This window comes from Wolbachia endosymbiont (group B) of Xylocampa areola, from assembly GCF_964028205.1.
Classification (GTDB): domain Bacteria; phylum Pseudomonadota; class Alphaproteobacteria; order Rickettsiales; family Anaplasmataceae; genus Wolbachia.
On record NZ_OZ034771.1, the window covers coordinates 1,125,623 to 1,145,504 of the forward strand.

The following is a 19,882-nucleotide window of genomic DNA, read 5'->3' on the forward strand; positions in this document are numbered from 1 at the left end:
CGCTAAAGAGATACAATCGATTGGGTTGGACACACTCGCTTTAGAACTTAATTACAGGCTTTTTGGTGAATTAAGCAGTAGTTACCTTATTTCAAACAGAGTGGTCTAAGAGGTTTCATCAATAAAAACCATACTTGAAAGTAGCACACACTCAATTATAACTATGGGGCGTCTCTTTCTAAAATTTTACTTAAGAATTACTACAGATGCTAATTTAACGAATTTTGTCTGTTCGATGGTAGTTATTTTCCTCTAGAAAATCAAAGTGGACTTTACATCTTACTAATTATAAATTAACTTACTACCTAATCAATTCCTGAATTATGTATGAGTAAAATTTTGATAATATTAGCAGCAGGAAAGAGCAGTAGAATGAATTCTGAATATTCAAAAGCATTACACCAAGTGGGAAATCTTACTCTTTTAGAACATATAATTTCTAATGCAAAATCGCTGAGTCTAAAAAGCTTATCAATTGTTGTTAACAACTCCCTTCTAAAAGATTTAGAAAACTTTGATACTCTAAAAAGTATAATCGATCAATACAATATAAAACTAATAATTCAAGAAGATATTACAGGCACTGGCACTGCAGTTAAAATTGCTCTAGAAAATCTGGAGGAGTTATCTGATCAAGACATAGTTTTAATACAGTATGGAGACACTCCTTTTATATCTAGCGATACAGTTATGAAAATGACTGATTGTTTAAAGTATAATAATTTAGTTCTTCTTGGATTCAATAGTCAAGATGAACAATATGGAAGATTAGTAATTGATAATTACGGAAATGTTCAAAAAATCCTAAAAAATGGAGATAAAATGCTTCTTGCAAACTCTGGAATAATGGCTTTATATGCTAAAGATCTCTTTACCTTAGTAAAAGAAATAAAATTCAATAATTCGACCAATGAATATTGTCTTAATGATATAGTGCCCATTGCAGCAAACAATAACTTGAGTGTAGGTTATGTAGTTTCTGATGAAAGAGAAGCAATGGGAGTAAATAATAAAGAGGATTTGATTAAAGCCGAACACTATTTTCAAGAAAGAAGGCAGCCAACTTTTCTTTCATAACTACATTTTTTTATTCATTAATTTAAGTTGACATTTGTTTTATACTGGTTTTATAATACCTTTTGATTCTTACTTGTAAGATAATTGGTACGACAAATTTTCCTATTTGTAGTGAGAGGGTATACATGGGGATATTAATAACAGGTGCTGCAGGTTTGATAGGGTCAACCTTGGTGAAAAAGTTAGAAAACCAGGGCCATGAAGTAATAAGCTGTGATATTAGGTTTCGCAACAATCCACTCAGTTTTTTTTCAGAAGATATAGTACCACTACTTGCTAAGTGTACAGGAATTATTCATCTGGCTGCAATTTCTCGAGTTATACATGGTGAACTTTATCCTGAACTGTGTAAAAAAATTAATGTTGATGGTACAATGCAGTTTTTAGGGTTATGTAAGTCACTTCCAAATAAACCATGGTTTATATATGCAAGTAGTAGGGAAGTCTATGGAGAGCAGAAGGAACTGCCGGTTACAGAATCTGCTAGTATCGATCCAATAAATAATTATGCCAAAGGTAAAGCATTTATTGAGAAGCAAATAACAAGTTTAAAAGATTTTAATGTAGCAATATTACGCTTTTCAAATGTATACGGTGGTTTACTAGATCATAACAGTAGAGTAATTCCCGCACTCTGTATTAATGCATTAAGAGGTGATCCAATTAAAATAGAAGGTAAAGAATGTGTTTTTGATTTTACCTACTTGGATGATGTTATAGAGGGTATATGCTTAACTGTTAAATATTTACAAAGTGAAAAATCTTCTCTTCCTGCTATTCATCTTACTACTAATAGCCCATGTACTTTAGAAAACTTAGCAAAAACAATATTAAAAGTCACGAAAAGTGATTCTAGAATTGATTTTTATCCTCCAAGAAATTTTGACGTAACTAAGTTCCATGGTGATTTTACTAGAGCTAAAGAGCTACTTGGTTGGTCTCCAAAGCATTCATTAGAAGTAGGATTAAGCAATTTTATAAAAAGTCTACAAAACAATATACAAGAGTATCCTAACAATATAGATATGGTAATATATGAAAATATTAAAAGTTATTCATGGTTACCCTCCTTATTATAGCGCTGGTTCAGAGGTTTACAGCCAAACTCTTGCTCATGAACTAGCAAATAACAATGAGGTACAAGTATTTACTAGGTATGAAAATAGCTTTTTACCTGATTTTTATTACACTACAGTCCTAGATCGTAGTGATTCTCGAATCTTACTGCATTTAATTAATATACCCATAGCTAAATATCGTTATAAATTTATTAATGAAGAAGTAGATATAAAATTTAAAAGAGTAATAGATAACTTTCAGCCAGATCTTATACATTTTGGTCATCTTAATCATCTATCAATTACTTTACCAGAAATTGCTTTTAAAGAAAATATACCTACAATTTTTACGCTACATGACTTTTGGTTAATGTGTCCAAGAGGAAGGTTTATTCAACGCAATTCTGAAGATTTATTACAGCTTTGTGATGGACAAAAGGATCAAAAATGTGCAACCCAATGTTACAAGGGATATTTTACAGGAGATGAAGAATTCCTGAATTCAGACCTAAATTATTGGGAACAATGGGTTGCAACTAGAATGAAGCACACAAGGAAAATAATAGACTATATAGATTACTTTATTTCCCCATCGAAATTCTTGATGGATAAATTTACTCAGGATTTTTATGTTCCGATAAACAAAATTTCTTATCTTGATTATGGTTTTGATCTCAATCGTCTTAAGAATAGAAATAGAGTACAAGAAAAAGAGTTTATTTTCGGTTATATTGGTACTCATACTCCCGAAAAAGGTGTTGATCTATTATTGAAAGCTTTTTCTCACTTATCATCTAAAGCAAAACTTAGAATTTGGGGAGCAGCAAGAGAAGAAACTAAAGCTTTAAAAGCGATTGCCGATCAGTTTTCACCTGTTGTTAAAGAAAGAATAGAGTGGATGGGAAGTTATGATAATAAGAATATAGTTACTGACGTATTTAATAAAGTTGATGCAATAGTCGTTCCTTCAATTTGGGGTGAAAATTCACCGTTAGTAATACATGAAGCACAGCAACTTAGAATACCAGTTATAACAGCCGATTATGGTGGTATGGCAGAATATGTAAGAGATGGACTATTATTTAAGCACAGAGATGCAAGTAGTTTGTCAGAAAAAATGCAAGTCCTATCTACAAATCAGGAGTTATACAATAAACTTACCCAAAAAGGCTATCCTTATACTAAAAATGGAAATATACCTTCTATGAGTGAGCATATTGAGAAACTTAACAAGATTTACCGTAATGCTATTGAAAAGAAAGGCAAATCAGTAGCTGTTAAACCCGGTCCTTGGAGAATTACTTTTGATACTAATCCAGATTACTGTAATTTTGCTTGTATAATGTGCGAATGTTTTTCACCATACAGCAAAGTTAAAGAAGAAAAGAAAGCTAAAGGAATAAAACCTAAGATACTGTCGATAGAAACTATCAGAAAAGTAATTAAGGAAGCAGCTGGCACACCTTTAAGGGAAATCATTCCTTCTACTATGGGTGAGCCTTTAATGTATAAAAGCTTTGATGAAATAATCAATTTGTGCCATGAGTTCGGCCTTAAGCTTAACCTCACAACCAATGGTTCTTTTCCCATTAAAGGAGCTAGAAAATGGGCTGAACTATTGGTACCAATTTTATCTGATGTTAAGATTTCCTGGAATGGGGCAACTAAAGAAACTCATGAAAGAATCATGAAAGGTTCAAAATGGGAAGTAGTGACAGAAAATTTAAAAACTTTCCTTGAAGTTAGAGATAAATACTTTAGCGATACAGGTGAAAGGTGTACCGTTACTTTACAATTAACATTTTTGGAAAGTAATTTACATGAACTCTATGACATAGTTAAGATGGCCATAAAAAACGGCATAGATAGAGTTAAAGGACATCATCTTTGGGCACATTTTGAGGAAATTAAGGATCTATCTATGAGAAGAGATGAGTTAGCAATTAGTAGATGGAATACAGAGGTGAGAAGGTTATATGAGCTTAGAGATAATATGCTATTACCAAATGGTAAAAAGATAAAATTAGAAAATTTTACAATTCTTTCTCAAGAAGGTATTAAGGATTTGGCTCCAGGTGGTCAATGCCCATTTTTAGGTAAAGAAGCATGGATAAACAATGAAGGAAAGTTTAGTCCTTGCTGTGCTCCAGATGAACTCCGTAAGACATTAGGAAATTTTGGTAATGTTAATGAGGTTAAACTCGAGGAAATATGGCAGAGTAGTGAGTACCTAAGCTTACAAAAGAATTATTTAAATTACAAATTATGCAAAACATGCAACATGAGAAAACCTTTGATCAATTAATCAAAGATAATCTTAAATCTATTAAAATTTCACCGTGTGAGAGTTTTCACGAATTACTAGGAAATCCTTTGTATGAAGATAGGTTTATAAAGGTTGGTAAATTTCATGAGCCCGGTCTTGCACCGGTTTATGATCAGACAGGTGCTTATCATATCAATGTAAGAGGAGAAGCAGTTTATCATCATAGATTTCTAAAAACTTTTGGATTCTACTTTAATAGAGCGGCCGTAGAAGATGATACAGGGTGTTACCATATTGATTCATCTGGATGTAGAGTATACAAACAGTCGTATCAATGGATTGGAAATTATCAGGAAGATATTTGTGTAGTTAGAAGACATGATAAATGTTTTCATATTAATTTAAATGGCAACAGGATTTATCAGGAGGAATATGATTATGTTGGAGATTTTAAGGATGGTATCGCTGTAGTCTATAAGGATGGTAAAGCTACACATATTAATCATCATGGAAAGTTAGTACATAATAAATGGTATAAAAAACTTAATGTTTTTCATAAAGGGTATTCTATTGCAGAAGATCAACATGGTTGGTTTCATATAGATATTAATGGTGATCCTGTTTACCAGCAGAGATTTAAAATGGTAGAAGCATTTTATAATGGGATGGCAAAAGTTGAAACTTTTGAAGGTGTGTTAGGACAAATCGATATTACCGGAAATGTAAAGTTTAGTATTTTTGATTTAGGTAAAGAATCTCAAGTGCATAGGATTTCTGCAGAACTTTCAGCCTTTTGGAAAACTTACCTAACAAGCGTTGCTATTGAACTTGATTTGTTAAATATTTTACCTGCAACTGTGCCGTTTTTATCTAAAAAGTTAAACATTATCGTACCAAATCTAGAAAGGCTGTTAAGGGCGTTGTGGGAAATAGGGTTTATTGATTACGATAAGGACGAGGACTTATGGAAACTATCATCAAAAGGTAAGTGTTTTAAGGAAATACCATTTTTGCCAAAAGCAGCAACAATGTGGGCAAGAGTTGCCGCTGAAAAGAATTGGTTAAAGATGGCCGATATACTAAAACAGAAGTCTATCTCTTCATTTGAATCTTTTAAGGAAAGAGAAGCATCAGAAGATAAGAAAATAGCATTTTACCAAGCATTACTAGGATATTCTAGGTTTGATACTAAAGAGTTTAATTCTAGAATTAATATAGATGATGCTAAGAATATATTGCTATTTGGTGTACACTCTTTATTTCTTGCTTATTCTGATATACACAATAAAGGTTCTATAGGCCTATATAACGAACATAAAGTACCAAGACAGTTAGTAGAAAATTTAAAAGTCAAACTTATAACTCAGGAAGAACTATCAGTTACAAATTATGAATTAGGTGTCTTTTGCCGCTTTCTACAGCACTATGATGATGATAAAGTATTGTCTTATTTAAAATTGGTCAAAGGAATATCTCGTATTTTATTGATAGAAACTATTTTAGATTACCGCTCTCCAACTGGAGGCTCTGTAGATATTAATGTCATGGTTGAAACAGGAGGTAAACTAAGAACATTAAACGATTGGGAAAAAATACTCAAACAAGTAAAAGGATTCAAAATTTTTGCTGTTTTACCTTTAACAGATTACTTATCAGTTATTGATGTCAGATGTTAATCACATGGAAACATTACAAAAAAATGGTTTTTTTATTATCAAAAATCTGGTTCCTTTAGAGCTAATAATTCAGTCTTTAAGTGATATAACAAATAAGATATCAAAGCTATCCCAAGAAATAAGTGTTTCAACTTCTGACTACTTAAACTGTACCGGCAGATGGGGCATGTTATCTCAAGTAACTGGAATTATCTCTCAAGCATTAGATAAAATTATTAAAAATTACCTTGAAAAGTCACTTCAGTGTCAGATACTGCAGAAAAAATCAAATGTTATATGTAAAACTGCTGATTTAATAGATGCAGTTCCCTTTCACCAAGACATCTCCTATAGTTTCAATGATCCTTACCACTTTTCCGTTTGGTTAGCTTTGAATAATGTAAGTGAAACTTCAGGTGCACTACAAATTATAGAAAACAGTCATAAATGGGAAATACAGCCTTTAGTTGATTTTTGGTACCCATATTTTTTTGATCAGTACTCAAACAACCGAGAAAATTACAAAATTAAGTCACTACCTATTTCAGCAGGAGATGCGATAGTTTTTGATTCACGGTTATGGCATGGTAGTGATAAGAATACAGATGCTAAAGATAGATTTGCTTATGTAACAAGGTGGATTATAAAAGATCAAGACCTTCCCTATGTGCCAAAACCTCAGCCTTCAGTTTTTGGTATACTCAATTGTGGTGAGTTAACAGAATCTATACTGAGAGAATGCTTGTCATTGTTTGGCTACCAGGAAAGTATAAAAGCAAAAAACATGGAAGAACTTATCAAGAGCTGGTTAGCCTTTATTACAGATACAACTACAAATATTTCTGAGATCGACACTACTGAGGCTAAGCGAGATTTATATAAGCTGCTTATTCTAAATCAAGCATCAGCACTACATGATGCTGGAGACATCTCAGGAAAAATATACAAAAATTTATGGTTTTCACTACTTGTATTTCTCAATAAAAAAGTCAACGTAGTGGAGCTAGCATTGTAAATGAACAGAAGTAGAGTTGATAGCTTCAAATGTGTATTGATGTTCATCTTGAATATAGTATCTAAATTCAAGCTTAATGTACTTATAATGTCTTTAGTTGCTCTGGTGGTAGCTGTTGATTTGTCTTTTAGAAAGTATTTAGTAAAAAATATTCTAGATACAGCTGTAAAATATCAGGAAGGTAATGTAATTGAAAATCTTTTATTACCTGTAAGCGCTTATCTTGGTATGGCATTACTTATCACTACTGCTTTTAGATTCTATGGCTATTTTGTTGACATTCGAATGTTTACCTTAATGCGTCAAAAAATAGCTGATATGTCTTTTTGTAGGCTACTCCAACAAGACCATTCCTATTATCAGAACAATTTATCCGGAAGTTTAGTACATAAGGCCAGTAACTTAATGGATAGTGTGATAGAGTTAATAAGATTGCTTATAGATTGTTTTTTCGGTTACAGCATAGCATTAGTCTTAGCTATTTATACCTTATCATTAGTAAACATAAAATTTGCAATCGCCACATTCACTTGGGTAAGCATTTTTATTTTAGTATCGATTTTCAGCTTTCGTGTACTTACTGAACTAGCTGATAATTACTCTAAACAAAATTCACAAGTAATAGCTAGTATAGCAGATAGTATTTTAAATGTTATATCAGTAAGGCTATTTTCTCAGCAAGCACATGAGAGACACAAATTTTTTCAAATATGCAAGAAAAGAACTATTGCAGAGAGAAAATTACAATGGGCATACTTTTGTCTTTGGTTTATATATGGCTATTCATTTGATATACTCCAAGCAGTAAACTTGTACTTTTTAATTTATGACTATCAATTGAACAAAATTGCAATAGGAGATATTGCTCTTGTACTTGGAATTAATATATCGATTATAGAGTTTCTTAACCATCTAACTAGGAATCTTACCCAATTTTCTACTCATTTCGGCAAAGTTTCAGATGCATTGCCAATCTTGACTACTGTACCAGAAATTCAAGATAAGGAAAATGCTAAAGAATTAAATTTATTAAGTGGAAGAATAACGTTTAATAATGTTTCTTTTTCTTATGAAGGTCAGGAGCCATTATTTCAAGATTTCTCAGTTACCATTAATCCTTGCGAAAAAGTAGGTCTAGTTGGTTATTCTGGAGGTGGTAAATCTACTTTTATAAACTTAATCCTAAGGCTATTTGATGTTAAAAAAGGTAATATACAGATTGATAATCAAATAGTATCAGAAGTTACACAGAGTTCTTTGAGGCAACAAATATCTGTAATACCTCAAGACCCATTGTTATTTCATGATACTATTTTAGCAAATATCATATATGGTAGACTTCAATCTACTATCGCAGAAATAATGAGAGCTGCAAAGCTGGCTGGTATTCACGATTTCATTATGACTCTACCAGATCAATATGGAACTACAGTCGGAGAAAAAGGCATCAAGCTATCTGGAGGAGAAAGACAAAGAATAATAATAGCCAGGGCATTTTTAAAAAACGCTCCAATATTATTTCTCGATGAACCAACTAGTCAGTTAGATTCTATAACAGAAAAAACAATTCAAATGAGTTTATTCAAATTGATGAAAAATAAAACTACGATTACTATAGCACACCGTATTTCTACACTTTTACACATGGACCGAATTCTAGTATTTAACAAAGGAAAAATTGTCCAAGATGGTAAACATGCTGAATTAGTTTCTAAGCAAGGTCTTTACAAGGAACTTTGGAATGCTCAAATTGGTTGTTTGAATGGCAAAAAATAAGATGGAAAAAATTATTGATCTGAGAAGTGACACTACAACTCTGCAGGGCTCCAACGTTATACATGCAATAAGTAATGCAACTGTTGGAGATTTTGCTTATGGTGAAGACAAAAGCTGTAATGACTTATCAGAATATTGCAAACAATTATTCAAAGTAGAAGAAGCATTATTTGTAACCAGCGGTATGCTTGCAAATAGATTAGCCATTGCCAGTCAAACAAGTCCTGGTGATGAACTAATAACTCATTATAATTACCACGTTAATTTTTTCGATAGCGCAGGCAATGCAAAAGTAAATAATATCGTATTTAATTGTATTAGAAATAATAGCGGAATCTTAGATGTTGATGAAGTAGAATATGCTATTAATTCTAAGCCGAGGTATAAAATTTTTGCTCAGGTGAGTCTTGTTTCTATAGAAAATAGTATAAACGGGTTTAATGGTAAAATTTATCCTTTTGAAAAACAAGTCGAGTTATATCACTTTTTAAAAGCTCACAATGTAAATCTTCATTTAGACGGTGCAAGAATATTTAATGCCCATATCGAAACAAATATTGCTTTAGCAGATTATGCTAAATATGTGGATACAATGAGCTTTTCTTTTACTAAAGGACTTGGCGCTCCTTTTGGTTCAATGCTTATGGGTAAAAGAGAGATAATTGAAAGGGCTAAAAAGCTACAGGTTTGGCTAGGTAGTGGTTATCATCAGATAGGGTATTGTGCTAATGCAGCAAAATACGTACTACAGAATAATATCTCTAGGCTTAAAGAAGATAATAAGCTCGCTAAATTGTTTGCAGATAAGATTAAAGAAATTCCACACATAAAACTGGTACTACCTTATCCAGAAACTAATATAGTAAGCTTCAGTATAAAAGCACTAAATGTAACTAATGAGGTTTTCTTGAGTAAGTGCCAAGCTTATGGTTTATTGCTTTTTCCTTGGCTCGAGTCTCATATAAGAGCAGTTACCCATCTTGGCACAAAGGAAACAGAAATCATGAAAGCTGCTGAAATTATAAAGGAGGTTGTGTTAAATTTAATATGAGAATAAAAATAGATTTCTTTAGCGATTCAAACACTGACCCTTCAGCTAAAATGAGGGAAGCGATGGCTAAAGCAAAAGTTGGAAACGAAGCTGCATGTGAAGATCCAACTGTAAACGAATTAGTGGCAACCGCATGTAAAATATTAGGTAAACCTGCAGGAATCTTTTTGATTTCAGGAACGATGTCCAATGTAATTGCTTATAAAGTACACATTCAAAAACCTGGTGATTACTTGCTGCTTGATGAAACTTCACATCCACTCATAGTACAATCTGGCTTGATCGCAGCCCAGGCACATGCCACTCCTTTGCCCATCAAAGGTACGAGAGGAATATTTACTGGAGAACAAATTGTTGAGTTTATTACTCGTCCTAGTTTAAGAAATATTCCGAGAGTTGGGCTTGTTTCTATCGAACAAACGACAAATTTTGGTGGTGGAGCTGTGTGGCCTTTAGAATATATTCAAGAGATCTCAAGTCTCTGCAAAGAGAATGACATATTCACTCATTTAGATGGAGCAAGACTGTTCAACGCTTGTGCTCATACTAAAATATCTCCAAAGGAGTATGCAAGTTATTTTGATTCGGTATTCATTGATTTTAGTAAAGGATTAGGTGCTCCAATGGGAGCAATATTGCTTGGAAGTGAAGAGTTTATTGAAAAAGCTTGGTACTATAAGTTTCAAATTGGCGGAGGTATGCACCAAGCTGGCATTATTTCAGCTGCATGTTTATATGCTCTACGTAATAATGTAAATTCTTTAGAAGAAGATCATAAAAAAATGCAGCACCTTATAGAAGGCCTAGACTCCATAGATCAAGTTATAATTGATATTGACCTATACAAAACTAATATAGCGTATTTCTCATTACGTAATAATTGTATATCTACTCAAGAATTAATAAACGTACTAATGACAAATTATGGAATTAGAATGGCTAACATCAAAGGTAAAATCAGAGCTATAACACATAGAGATATAAGCTATGAAGATATTAATACTACTGTATCTGCTATAAGAAAGATACTAAGTAATTTTCTGCACTAATTGTTTGCAAACTTCTTGTCAAACAATATTATACCAATATAGTATTATGCTAGCATCTGCATAGAGCTATTTGGGAATAGGTGTGAACTTTGTCTTCTTTCAATATTTACTATTCTTCTGTGGATATATGCTGCTTTATTTATCAAGACAAAGTATACCAATTGCTCTACCACTGTTAATAGATACTGACCATGTAAAATTAAGCTATTTTTTTGCCTGCTTTTCTTTTTTTTATGGAGTATCAAAATTTGTTAATGGAATAATCATGGACTCCAAAAATAATCCATTATTTATGTTTGGGCTATGCAATATTGCAACTGGATTATTAACCATTGGTATAACTTTATCATATAATAATCTAACTTTATTACTGTTAACATTAATATTATTAGCTTGGACACAAGGGTTAGGTTGGCCAGCTATTACCAAGTTTATGGTTACAAACTCTAGCATCTCTTCAATTGCATCATCATGGGGAGTTATGAGCGCATCTCAGCAACTTGGTTCTTGTATTACTTTAATTGTATTACCAAGTATAATTAAAATATATGATGCAAAAAGTGCATTTTTGTACTCTGGTCTCTTATGCTTACTTTTTGGAATTTATATAATATTAAAAGCATATTACAAAGAAAGTGCCAACTTTACTACCTATTATAAGGTGCAGAAATCTCAAATAGGTATCAAGGTAACAAGTTCCATATGGTTTCTATGTTGTGCTACTTTTTGTGCTTATATTATAAAAATGGGAATCTTCTTTTGGTTTCCTATAATTTTAAAGAATAAATTACAAATTTCTCTTGTACAATCCTCACTAATAACAGGCGTATATGATTTAGGTGGAATCCTTGGAACTTTAATAACAGGAAGAATTAGTGATATGTACTTCTTTCAAAATAGAAGCTTGCTGGCATCACTTTATATGTTGGGTATAGCACTCACTTTTATTGCAATGAACTTTGGTCAAAACATAATTCTTATGAACCTTGGTGCAATCTTATCAGGATTCTTTATATTTGGAGTGCAAGTACTGACAGGTGTTATAGCTGTAGAAATTGCTCCACAAAATAATGTATGTGCAATTGTAAGCTTAACAGGATTATTTGGGTATATTGCAAGTTCAATATTTTCATGCGTGCTCTTAGGAGTACTTGTTAAGCACTGTGGTAACAGTATTATGTTTTCATTTTTTTCCATTTGCTCTGTTGTTGCACTCGTTTGCTTTTCCATACTATCAAGCAAAGATCTAAAAAAACTAAGTAAAGCGGTGTAAAAAAAATTTCTCAACAGTTAAACTTTGTAGATAGATTTTTTACCCAAGGAATAAACATGGTAACCATATCTTAGTAATAGCTCGCTATCTAATAAATTACGGAAATCAAAAACATTAGGTGCAGCCATAATACTCTTTAAACTTGCAAAATCTTGATTTTTAAATTCTTTCCACTCCGTTAACAATAACAAGGCTTCCGCGTCCCTTGCAGCCCCTATAGCATTGTCCGCGTATTCTATATCCTTTAGAACTTGCCTAGCATTATCCATCCCCATTGGGTCATATGCAGTAATTTTAGCCTTGTTATTCACTAACAATTGTGCAATATCTATAGCTGGGCTATTTCTTACATCATCAGTACCAGACTTAAAAGTTAGCCCCCATATTGCTATTTTTTTATTTTGGACTCCATTTAATACATATTCTACCTTTTTAGCAATGTTTGTTATATGATTATAGTTAGATTCTTTAACTGAATTTAAAATTTGTAGCTTAACATTGTGGTCTTCAGCAAGCCTTATTAAAGCTGACAAATCTTTAGGAAAACATGATCCTCCAAATCCTGGACCAGCTTTGAGAAATTCCTTACCTATTCTATGGTCCATTCCCATACTGTTAGCTAAAAGGTCAATGTCTGCTCCTAATAGCTCACATAAACCTGCCATCTCATTGATAAAAGCAACCTTTGTTGCTAGAAAGGCATTAGAAGCATATTTAATCATTTCAGCAGTAACTGTATCAGTGACTATTAACGGAATATTCTTATCTATAAATGATCTATATATAACTTCTAGTTTTGCCCTAGCTAGCTTAGTTTTTACTCCTATTATTATCCTATCTGGGTATAAAAAATCTGATACTGCAGAGCCTTGCTTGAGAAACTCTGGATTAACTCCTAAATCAAAGTTATAGCCCTTATTAGATAAATAATTATGTATATTTTCTGCAGTACCAGGAGGAACAGTTGACTTTATCACTATTAAGCAATCTTGATTAACTCTCTCAGAAACTTCACTTACTGCATTATATACATTCTTTAAATTTGCATTTCCTAGGGAGTCTGATGGAGTATCTACAGTTACAAATACTACTTCTGTATTGGGATTTATTTGAGAATACGAATCAAAAAATCTTATCCTTTGTGACTTTATATTATTCTCTAAATAATCTGCTAATCCAGGTTCATATAAGGGAATTTTCCCTGATTTCAAAAGTTCAATCTTCTCAGTATTTATGTCAATGCAATCAACTTTATGGCCCTGCTCCGATAACATTGTACCAGATACTAAGCCTACATACCCTACTCCTATAATAGTTATGTGCATTTTATTATCACCTTAAAAATATAGCTTAGCATCTAAAATAAATACCATTAACAATTATAAACTTTTGTTGTTACATTATTTTTCTTAATTGCCTTACCTTCCGAATAAGCTATAAATAAGGTTGATGGTATTAATATCAAAGTACCATATAAAGCACTTTTATCAGGTAATTCATTAAATATAACGTATGCTACTATTGCAGAAATTATTAGCTCTATGTATCTATAAGGTGCAAGTGCAGTAGCATCAGTAAGAGCAAAAGCTTTTAACATGAAGAACAGAATTAGGTTTGAACTTATTCCTAAAATCAGCAGTAATACTAACTCCAACAAGGAAGGCATATGCCAATAAAATAACAAAGATGGAGTGGAAAAAATTGTTGTTGTTAGAGCTGAGTAAAATAATATACTTATTATTGTCTCCTTCATTACAAGCTTCTTATTAAGTACATCTAGTATAGCGAAGATTAATGCGGATACAATAAAAATAAGAATTTTAGGATTAAAATCCTCACTATAAGCTTTAGTAGTAATAGCAATACCAATAAAACCAATGACAGCTACTACCCATCTTTGCCAAATTATATTTTCTTCCAGAAAAGGAATTGCAAGAAGCATAACAAATAATGGTATTGAGAAACCTATAATTGTTGCAGTTACTATTGGGCAAATAGTCAACCCATAGGTCCATAAGGTCATTCCACAAAACAACAATGCACCTCTAGTTATTTGAATAGATATTCGACTTGTTTTACAAACTCCTATTCCATAGTAAAATATAAAAGGTATAAGAGTAATAGTGCTAAATAAAAAACGGAAAAAGATTATCTTAAAACTTTGAAGGTGTAAACCGAGACACTTTGATATAGTATCATTAACTACACTACTAAGTAAACTGAGTATAAACCAGGTAACTCCAAGCAAATAAGCTCTTAGTCTGTGATCCATAAAACTCCAAATTTAATATTTTATGAGATAACTTTACTGTACAAAAGATCAATAATAGAAAAGGTTTCTTCTATCTACTGTTTAACCATATTCATAAATATTTAGTAGAAATAATTTGAGAAGTGTTATATAAAATGCAGCTTTATTGCATAATTTTAATAAACAGAAATGCTAACTGATTTTTTTGTAATATATGATAATACTTGCGAATACTATCACATTATCAGGAAAAGTAATCGGGAGTACTGACGGCTGTGGCGATTTTACCAACTAGCTCCTCTGCTAGCATTAGCAATATGTGTTTTCAGCATCAATTTTAAAAGCATTAAATTTGAAGTTTATCAAACAACACGAATTAGCAGCAAAACTTTATGAAAATGCTTCAGTTGAGTTAGCTAAACAAGGATTTAGAATGGTTAATATATTGACTATTTTTACTTGTATCTTAAACACAATTCAATTTTCACACTCATCAGCAGTTAGGCCACTTGCTCGCAAAATAACATCAGTAGAAACACCCGCCTTCACTAGATTTTTCGCAACCTTGATCTTTTCTGTTTTTTTAACTTTCTCTTTGCTATTCTTCATATCCCTAGATAAAAATTTCTTCACTAATTCTTGCTCTTCAGTTTTTCTTAGTAAATTAAGTAGTTCACTATCTTCATTTGTTTTAGGCAGCAGAACTTTAATATTCACTGATAATCCTTCTGCTATTTGATATAATTTGTCAAATGATATGGCAGTGTATCCTATTTCATACTCGTGTATTTCCTTGAGTGTTAAACCAACTTTGTTTGCTAAATCTTTCTGAGTATACCTTTTTATCAATCTCCATTCTCTTATTCTTTGCCCTATTCTGTAGTATATAGAATCAGTGCAGACTTCTTTCTCTGTATTATCATACTCGTAAATAGATAAGCCGGTTGCTTGGGAAATTATGTCAACTGAAACCCCTTCTTTCACTAGATTTTTTGCTATTTCCAACCTTGCCTCTTCTTGATTAATTTTTTCGCTAATATGAACAAACCTGACTAATGAAGGTACTATTTTGCCTAACTTTTGATTCTCGTATATTTTCGTTAGATAGAGTATTTCCTCGTCTTCATAGCTGTCTTCCCTTACTATTACTGGTTCAGGTAATAAATCTACAACGTCAACTGATAATACTCTTGCTATTATATATAGTACTTCAATTGGAATAGGAATATACCCATCTTCATAGCTGTTTACTTCTTGGTATGTTAAACCTATTTGACTTGCTAATCCTATTTGAGTATGCCCTCGCATTAACCTACAATTTTCTATTCTTTGCCCTATTCCGTAACTAACATTGCTTGCAGAAACAAACATTTATCCTCCATTTAAGAAAAAAACTTTATTGCTATAATTTTTTTACGAGCTATCCATCTAAAACCATATCAATAGATAAACCTACCGCTTGCAAAATAGTATCAATAGAAATTCCCCCTTTTACTAGATCCTTTGCAACTTTAATCCTTTCTATCTCTCTCACTTTCTCCTCACAAATACGTATCCCTTCAAACAAAGATTTTATTAGTGCATGACGTAGTTCTTGGCTCTCAATTTCTTTGTATTCTTTAATCAAATTCGGTAGCTCATTTTCCACTTTACTACCTTCATCTTCCTCTGTTAGTAGATCTGTAATACTAATCGATAATGTTTCTGCTATCTCATATAATTTTCCCAGTGGAGTAGCTACGCGTCCTTGTTCATAGTTGCTTATTTCGTCACGTGTTGTACTCATTTTCTCCGCTAAATCCTTTTGAGTATACTCTCTCACTAGTCTCCATTCCTTTATCTTTTTGCCTATTTGGTAGTAGATAGAACCAACTTTTTCTTCAACACATTCATCAGCAGACAGACCAATTGTTTTTGCAACAATATCAACAGAAACTCCTGCTTTAACCAGACTCTTTGCAATTTTTATTTTTTCCGATTTTCTACTACTTTTCTCACTAACTTGGACAAATTTGGTTAGCAAACAAAACATCTTACGTAACTCCTGATCGTTAATCTTTTTATATTCTCTTACTAGATTTAATATTTCTTCTTCATCTTCAAGACAGCTTTTTGATACAGGAATAAGATCCGTAATACTGATTGATAGTGCCTCAGTTATAGCATACAACCTTTCAATTGGAACTCTACGATTCCCTTTCTCATATTGCAATATCACCCAGTATTTTACACCAATTTTCTCTGCTAAATCTTTCTGAGTGTACCCTCGCTCTAACCTCCAGCTTTTTAATTTTTCTCCCACTTTATAATCTAGACTTTTTTCCACAAAAAGAACCTTGCATATAATATTTTCTATTATAGCTCAAAGGCTCCAGATATAATAGCCAGACTCTGGAACCTTTAAATTAAAGTGCCCTACAAGTTTCTTTACTATTTTCACGTACTTTGTCTGCCCATGAAAACAATTTTTCACTTACTTCCTTCTGCTTTTCACTCCATATGCCACATCTAGTGAAACTACCTCTTTCTACCGCTTCTTTAAGTTTCACTCCTCCAAAGAGACAGTTTTTTCCTATTTCTTCGCCTCTTTTTTGTAACTCAGCCCACATTTCCTTATTTTCTACTCTCACTTGCACCTGATCTGCCTCTTGGTACAATATAATATTTAGCTTACCAATGCTTGTAGGAAATTCTAACATGATAGAGCTGCCATCTGAAATATCGGTATAGTTTCTTATACCTCCCTTCTCACTTTTAACTTCAACTGCATCATTACCAATTTTTAAGATATTACTTCCTAACTTTCTGTTTGCTTCCAGTATTTTGGCTACCTCTACCTTACTATTCCCAGAAAATTCTATATACGATGTTGTATTATCTATCTCAACATCTATTAATTCTCCTTCTTGCACAGCATTTTCGCCAGCTTCCTCTAGCTCTTCTAGTTGCTTATCTATCTGTGGCTGAACTTCTGGCTGTAGCTCATTATAGATTTCACCTATCAGTTTATTCTGCAGTAGAGTATCATGAAACTCTGCACCACTTAGCATTAATTTACGTATTAGCTTTTTACGATCAGCCTTATCAAATTTATGAAAATGTGTGCCCAGTATCACATATTCCGCGAAGCTCCATTCTCCATCATTACATGCATTTAGCCTTGCTCCAGAAGCTAGTACTTTGTCTATAACTTTGTGCAATTCATTTACGTTTTTTGCCTCTACTATAGAACTCTTAAACCAGCTCAGCTTCTCTGTATTTGGCTTTATTTTTTGCAAAGCTGAGGCAAATGGATTTTTATCTTCTTGATCACTTACAGGTTTTGTGCCATATATATAATCAAGTCCTTTTCCGTAGTTGATTTGAACGTTTCTGCTAGGGAAAGGCATTGTATCTTCCAGTTTTATCTCCTTCTGGCTATTAATTTTACTCACAAATTTAGACTGCTCTATATCAACGCTTTCAAGAGCACCAAATATTTTCTTGTGATTAACATTAGTCTTTTTATTCTGATCTTTACTAGTCATATAAACCTCATATTAAAAATACTTTTTAAGTGTACAATAAACTTTGTTATTATACATTATATTACTCATTATAAATTATAGTGAGCAGATTTGCAAATACTTTCTGCTATAACAATCCGTTTTCTCGAAAGCTAAAATAACCCCCACTTGTAATGATAATATGATCAAATAATCTAACGCTTACAGTACTACATGCTGCTGCTAAGCTCTTTGTTACTTCTTGATCTTCTTCTGAAGGTTCTAAACTTCCCCCAGGGTGGTTGTGTGACATTATTACTAATGTTGCATTCTTTATTAATGCTTTTCTTGTAATTTCCTTTATGTATACTGGTGCTTTTTCCATTTCACCAATATAGGATTCTTCTCCAATTAGTTGACGCCTTTTATTCAAGTACAGTATTTTTACACATTCCCTTTCTGAGTGGCCTATACTTACGTTTAAGTACTCTACTAGCCCTTGTAAGTCCATTATTGGCTCACTTTTGAGCTTTTCTCTCAGTACCCTTTCTAGTGTTTCCTTAACGCACATAATCATTGCTATTGAAGAATCAGTTACTCCTTCTATGACTTTCAGGTCATCCATTTCTCGGCCTAAAATCCTTCCTACTCCCGTATAAGTATTCACCAGATTTTTAGCAATTTCTTGAGCTTGCGGCCTTTCATGTACTGCACTTAGAAACGTTTCCATTATTTCACGATCAAGTAGTGCTTTGCCTTTGCTTTCTAATATTCTGAATTCTATTTCTTCTTTACTTTTATTCATATAATTTACCCTTCACTAACAACAAACTTTTTTTAAATATTTACTGCTGTTTTTTTATCAGCATTGGCATAGAGCCATAGCTTCCGAGTGAAGTCAAATCAATTTTTCAATCTTTTTTACTTATTTTTTCATTAAAAAGTAAAGATGTTAATAGATACTGATTTTTTTACTTAAATTTGTTGAATTTCGCCTAAAGAGAGGCCTGTTATTTGCAAAATAATATCGGTAGAAATTCCTTTTTTAACTAAGTTCTTTGCAATTTTGATTCTTTCTTCTTCTCTAATTTTCTCCTCACAAATTTGTATGCTTTTAAACATAGATTTTATTAGTACATTACGTAGTTCTTGGCTTTCAATCTTTTTGTATTCTTCAATTAAATTCGGTAATTCATTTTCTACTTTACTACCTTCCTCTATTAGAAGATCTGTAATACTAATCGATAATGTTTCTGCTATTGCATATAATTTATCAAGTGGAACAGCAACTCTTCCTTGCTCATAATTGCTTATTTCGTCACGTGTTGTACTCATTTTCTTTGCTAAATCCTTCTGAGTATATTCCCGCACTAGTCTCCATTCTTTTATCTTCTTTCCTATTTTGCAGTATATAGAACCTATTTTTTCTTCAACACATTCATCAGCAGAGAGGCCAATTGCTTGTGAAACAATATCAACAGAAATCCCTGCTTTAACCAGGCCCTTTGCAATTTTTACTTTCTCTGCTTTTTTACTACTTTTCTCACCAACTCGGGTAAATTTTGTTAGCAAGTAAAACACCTTGCGCAACTCTTGATCATTAATCGTTTTATATTTTCTTACTAGATTTAATATTTCCTCTCCCTTATCTTCAAAACAGATTTTTTCATTTGATACAGGAATTAGGTCTACAATACCAATCGACAATATCTCTGCTATAGCATACAACTTTTCAATCGAAATTTTACGTGTTCCTTTTTCATATTGTAGTACTACTTGATACGTTACACTGACTTTCTTCGCTAAATCTTTTTGAGTATATCCTCGCTTTAACCTCCAGTTCCTTACTTTTTGTGCTATCTGATACCTTATTGAGATGTTTGCCATAAATATTATACATGTTAATACTACCAAACAAAGATATAC

16 protein-coding genes are annotated in these 19,882 nt (G+C 32.4%); 9 read left to right on the forward strand and 7 right to left on the reverse strand.

The genetic code is table 11. The features are described 5' to 3' along the window. Positions 1-327 precede the first annotated feature (327 nt). The 9 genes from ABWU35_RS05455 (at position 328) to ABWU35_RS05495 (ending at position 12,220) form a co-directional block, all read left to right on the forward strand. Positions 328-1,077 carry an NTP transferase domain-containing protein gene (locus ABWU35_RS05455; protein WP_264686213.1) on the forward strand — a complete coding sequence of 250 codons (750 nt, stop codon included), beginning with the start codon at positions 328-330 and terminating at the stop codon, positions 1,075-1,077. A 125-nt stretch (positions 1,078-1,202) separates the two neighbouring features. Next, positions 1,203-2,156 (forward strand): NAD-dependent epimerase/dehydratase family protein, encoded by a 954-nt coding sequence (locus ABWU35_RS05460; RefSeq protein WP_264376250.1) that lies wholly within the window; start codon positions 1,203-1,205, stop codon positions 2,154-2,156. Then, positions 2,113-4,440, forward strand: a complete 2,328-nt coding sequence (locus tag ABWU35_RS05465) for a glycosyltransferase (RefSeq protein ID WP_264377003.1) — start codon at positions 2,113-2,115, stop codon at positions 4,438-4,440. Before ABWU35_RS05460 ends, ABWU35_RS05465 begins: the two co-directional genes overlap by 44 nt. Beyond that, positions 4,401-6,077, forward strand: a complete 1,677-nt coding sequence (locus ABWU35_RS05470; RefSeq protein ID WP_263858704.1) for a WG repeat-containing protein — start codon at positions 4,401-4,403, stop codon at positions 6,075-6,077. Before ABWU35_RS05465 ends, ABWU35_RS05470 begins: the two co-directional genes overlap by 40 nt. Before the next feature lie 4 nt (positions 6,078-6,081). Further along, positions 6,082-7,071, forward strand: a complete 990-nt coding sequence (locus tag ABWU35_RS05475) for a phytanoyl-CoA dioxygenase family protein (protein ID WP_319803486.1) — start codon at positions 6,082-6,084, stop codon at positions 7,069-7,071. Then, on the forward strand, positions 7,072-8,847 hold the full coding sequence (locus tag ABWU35_RS05480) for an ABC transporter ATP-binding protein (RefSeq protein ID WP_155968450.1): 1,776 nt from the start codon (positions 7,072-7,074) through the stop codon (positions 8,845-8,847). A 1-nt stretch (position 8,848) separates the two neighbouring features. Continuing rightward, the gene (locus tag ABWU35_RS05485; RefSeq protein ID WP_211908672.1) at positions 8,849-9,898 is read left to right on the forward strand and encodes a threonine aldolase family protein; all 1,050 of its coding nucleotides are present in this window, start codon (positions 8,849-8,851) and stop codon (positions 9,896-9,898) included. Beyond that, positions 9,895-10,947, forward strand: coding sequence for a threonine aldolase family protein (locus tag ABWU35_RS05490; protein ID WP_264687303.1), 1,053 nt, complete (start codon positions 9,895-9,897; stop codon positions 10,945-10,947). The genes ABWU35_RS05485 and ABWU35_RS05490 overlap by 4 nt, the downstream gene beginning before the upstream one ends. Positions 10,948-11,074: 127 nt before the next feature. After that, positions 11,075-12,220 (forward strand): MFS transporter, encoded by a 1,146-nt coding sequence (locus tag ABWU35_RS05495; protein WP_264686281.1) that lies wholly within the window; start codon positions 11,075-11,077, stop codon positions 12,218-12,220. Between the two features lie 17 nt (positions 12,221-12,237). Here the strand turns inward: ABWU35_RS05495 and ABWU35_RS05500 are convergent, their stop codons facing one another. The 7 genes from ABWU35_RS05500 to ABWU35_RS05530 form a co-directional block, all read right to left on the reverse strand. After that, positions 12,238-13,545 carry a UDP-glucose dehydrogenase family protein gene (locus tag ABWU35_RS05500; RefSeq protein WP_250120253.1) on the reverse strand — a complete coding sequence of 436 codons (1,308 nt, stop codon included), beginning with the start codon at positions 13,543-13,545 and terminating at the stop codon, positions 12,238-12,240. Positions 13,546-13,592: 47 nt separating this feature from the next. Further along, positions 13,593-14,492 carry a DMT family transporter gene (locus tag ABWU35_RS05505; protein ID WP_019236555.1) on the reverse strand — a complete coding sequence of 300 codons (900 nt, stop codon included), beginning with the start codon at positions 14,490-14,492 and terminating at the stop codon, positions 13,593-13,595. Between the two features lie 456 nt (positions 14,493-14,948). After that, entirely contained in the window at positions 14,949-15,842 is an 894-nt protein-coding gene (locus ABWU35_RS05510) for a helix-turn-helix domain-containing protein (RefSeq protein WP_250120255.1), read from the reverse strand. 49 nt (positions 15,843-15,891) lie between these two features. Next, positions 15,892-16,797, reverse strand: a complete 906-nt coding sequence (locus tag ABWU35_RS05515; RefSeq protein ID WP_019236554.1) for a helix-turn-helix domain-containing protein — start codon at positions 16,795-16,797, stop codon at positions 15,892-15,894. A gap of 79 nt (positions 16,798-16,876) precedes the next feature. Continuing rightward, positions 16,877-17,998: a hypothetical protein gene (locus tag ABWU35_RS05520; RefSeq protein ID WP_019236553.1), complete on the reverse strand. Its 1,122-nt coding sequence runs from the start codon at positions 17,996-17,998 to the stop codon at positions 16,877-16,879. A 106-nt stretch (positions 17,999-18,104) separates the two neighbouring features. Then, complete coding sequence (locus tag ABWU35_RS05525; protein ID WP_264377317.1) at positions 18,105-18,761, reverse strand: RadC family protein; 657 nt, start codon at positions 18,759-18,761, stop codon at positions 18,105-18,107. A gap of 170 nt (positions 18,762-18,931) precedes the next feature. Further along, positions 18,932-19,843, reverse strand: coding sequence for a helix-turn-helix domain-containing protein (locus ABWU35_RS05530; protein WP_264336145.1), 912 nt, complete (start codon positions 19,841-19,843; stop codon positions 18,932-18,934). Between the last annotated feature and the right edge of the window lie 39 nt (positions 19,844-19,882).